The sequence below is a fragment of the Halomonas sp. A11-A genome (assembly GCF_003182195.1).
GTDB lineage: Bacteria > Pseudomonadota > Gammaproteobacteria > Pseudomonadales > Halomonadaceae > Halomonas > Halomonas alkalicola.
Genome location: NZ_QGTM01000052.1, coordinates 1 through 2,986 on the forward strand (window position 1 = coordinate 1; position 2,986 = coordinate 2,986).

3 protein-coding genes and 1 pseudogene are annotated in these 2,986 nt (G+C 46.7%); 3 read left to right on the plus strand and 1 reads right to left on the minus strand.

What is annotated here, in order from left to right; translation table 11 throughout:
* Window positions 1-109 (minus strand): annotated as a pseudogene (locus tag DER72_RS15905) (IS630 family transposase); the annotation flags it as partial.
* Between DER72_RS15905 and DER72_RS15910 the strand changes: the two are divergent.
* The 3 genes from DER72_RS15910 (at window position 103) to DER72_RS15920 (ending at window position 2,959) form a co-directional block, all read left to right on the plus strand.
* Window positions 103-1,104, plus strand: a complete 1,002-nt coding sequence (locus DER72_RS15910; RefSeq protein WP_110070902.1) for a 4-hydroxy-2-oxovalerate aldolase — start codon at window positions 103-105, stop codon at window positions 1,102-1,104. The pseudogene DER72_RS15905 and the gene DER72_RS15910 sit on opposite strands and share 7 nt — an antisense overlap.
* Before the next feature lie 78 nt (window positions 1,105-1,182).
* Window positions 1,183-2,376: an aromatic amino acid transaminase gene (locus tag DER72_RS15915; protein ID WP_110070900.1), complete on the plus strand. Its 1,194-nt coding sequence runs from the start codon at window positions 1,183-1,185 to the stop codon at window positions 2,374-2,376.
* A gap of 340 nt (window positions 2,377-2,716) precedes the next feature.
* Window positions 2,717-2,959, plus strand: a complete 243-nt coding sequence (locus DER72_RS15920) for a type II toxin-antitoxin system HicB family antitoxin (protein WP_110070901.1) — start codon at window positions 2,717-2,719, stop codon at window positions 2,957-2,959.
* Window positions 2,960-2,986 lie beyond the last annotated feature (27 nt).

The following is a 2,986-nucleotide window of genomic DNA, read 5'->3' on the forward strand; positions in this document are numbered from 1 at the left end:
AGATGGCATGCGCACGTCGACGTAGGGCGCGCTTCTCACCATGGTGATAGGCGGAGGACAGCGTCTGCTGCTCAGACTCAGTGAGAGGTGCAACGAAGCGCCTTGCCATGGTTCCGTCCGTGTCAGTTATCCTACACACATTATGCACGAAAACTTTCGGTTAGGCACTTAGCTAATTACTGTAAAGGAGCCGATCGAGCTGGGTTAGATATCGTCGAAGTTGGCCACGGATACGGGCTGGGAGCGTCATCCAGTGCGTTTGGTGTTGCCAAAGTAGATGATGAAACTATGCTGTCTGTTGCTAGAGAAAATTGTAAAACATCCAGGCTGGGGATACATTTTGTTCCTGGTGTGGGTAAACATTCAGATCTTGATAAGGCCATTGAAATCGGTGTGGATGTTTTCCGAATTGCTAGTCACTGTACGGAAAGCAATATAACTTATAGGCCGATACAGTATCTTAAAGCGAAGGATAAGGTGGTGTATGGTGTTCTTATCATGTCTCACATGGCTGACGCCGAAAGGCTCTTAAAAGAAGCCGCCGGTATGAAAGCCGCAGGGGCGGATGGAATTGTCCTCATGGACAGCGCTGGGTACTCGACCCCTGATATTGTCAGTGAAAAAGTCACAGCCTTGCATGAAAACCTCGGAATTACTATAGGCTATCATGCTCATAATAACCTTGGCCTCGCTGTCGCAAACTCAATTGCGGCAGTAGAGTCTGGTGCAGAGATGGTTGACGCCACTATTAAAGGCTTTGGGGCGGGCTCAGGGAATACACAGCTAGAGGCTGTGGTTGCTGTGTTTGAAAGATACGGATACAAAATGAACGTCAAGTTCAAGGACCTTGTTAATCTATCTTTGTATGCAGAGAATAGTATAACAAGAAGTGTTCCTGATATAAAGGCAATAAACATCATGACAGGAATGTACGGCCTGTTCACTGGCTATGGGAAGTATGTCCAGAAAGTCTCGTCTGACTTCGGGGTTGACGTTTTTGAGCTGTGTGAAAGACTTGCTTCAAGAAAGCTGGTGGCTAGCCAAGAAGATATAATCATAGAGGAAGCAAGTAAGCTAGCTAAAAAAACTGCATATGAGTGCTAAGAAATTAATAGATCCTAAAGCCGTGGCTCGGTTGTGCGAAACACGGCTTTTATTTTATCTCAGCAGAGAGGTTTTTTCATGTTTGAAAGGCTTGAAATGATTCGTCCTGACCCAATCTTGACTCTTAGCAAACATTTCATGAGTGATGCTGATCCTAGGAAGGTTGATTTAGGAATTGGTCTTTATAAAGATCAGTATGGTAACACTCCTCTTATGGAGTCTGTGAGAATCGCAGAAAACTTTGTTGTTAGTGGATCGGCAGATAAGATTTATAAAGGTTCAGGTGGGCTTGAGGGGTTTTGTGATGTGATCTCATGGCTTCTTTTCAAGGAAAGGAGTGATTTAATTGAAGATGGAAGGGTTTTGTCGATTCAAACTATAGGTGGAACGGGAGCAGTTAGGCTTGCGGCAGAGTTTCTTAAACAGATCAGTAATGATAAGGGGGTCTGGGTATGTGACCCGACATGGGGGAATCATGTGGATATTTTCACACATGTGGGAATGAAAGTTGCTTGTTATCCTTATCAAGGAATTGGGGGTGATTTAAATTTTCAGGTTATGCTTGAAAGCATTAAAGAAATTCCAGGTGGGGATGTTGTTGTTTTGCACGGTTGCGGTCATAATCCTACTGGTTTTGATCTTTCAAGGCGTCAATGGGGCGCTGTGTTGGAAGTGGTAAAAGAAAGAGGGCTATTTCCAGTAATCGACATGGCCTATCATGGTCTTGCAAATGGGTTAAGCAAAGATGCATACTGCGTAGAACTGTTCTCTGAACATTTGGATGAGATGTTTGTTGCTTATTCTTGCTCTAAGAATTTTGGACTTTACCGAGATAGGGTTGGAGCTCTTGTAGTCCTAGGTAAAAGCCGCGATAGCTGCGTAAAGGCCAAGCTGCATCTAGCCAAGTTGGCTAGAGTAAGTATTTCTAGCCCAGCTATACATGGAGCATTAATTGTGAGAGAAATACTGTCATCGCCTGATCTTAAGAGGATGTGGGAAGAAGAATTAAGTCTTATGTCTTCCAGAGTTAAATGTGTAAGGAAAGTGCTGGTTGATGAGGCTCATAGGCAAGGGTGTGGTGCTGTTTTTCGAAACGTCTATAGTGGTGCGGGGTTATTTTCATTGATTCCAGTTCGTAAAGAAGACGTGGGCGTGTTGAGAGAGGAATTTAGTATATATATGCTGGATTCAGGAAGGATTAACTTGTCAGGAGTGAATGATGATAACGTCGGGTATGTCGTTTCATCGATTAAGTCGTTGCTTGTTGAGTAGAGTGTAGGGTCCCGTATGATCAAATCGCCTGTACAGTGGTGGTATTCGCCTGACTGTACAGTGATGGTATTCACCTGACACCTCACCCCGTGTGCTGCTTATCGCCAAGCAGTGCTCTAACCCACCCACAGCTCCAGACGCCGCCGTGGTTGAGCCCGGCAGGGCTCGGCTCCGCCCACTCCCAAGCCGTGGCGAGACTCAGAGCGCTCCAAAGGGTGTCATCAGGGTTATGAATCCTTGTGCAACTGCTGATTAGAGTTGCTATAACCTCAAGGGTGCGGCAAGGAGACGGGTATGAAGAGCGCAGACCTGTTCAAGGAGCTTGAGGCGGAGCGACACCATGCACTATCCCATTGCGATCGAGGTTGGCGACGAGCAGCACGCTTATGGCGTAGTCGTGCCCGATCTGCCGGGCTGCTTCTCCGCTGGCGATACCTTCGACGAGGCAATCGCCAATGCGCGAGAGGCCATCGAAGGGCATCTCGAAAGCCTTTCGGAGCACGGCGACCCCATTCCCCCGAGTTCGACACTTCCAGTCCGATTTTGGCCTGAAATCGGCACTCATGGCATGAGAATTCAGTGACTTAGCCATTTCTGGCCGAATTCTTTG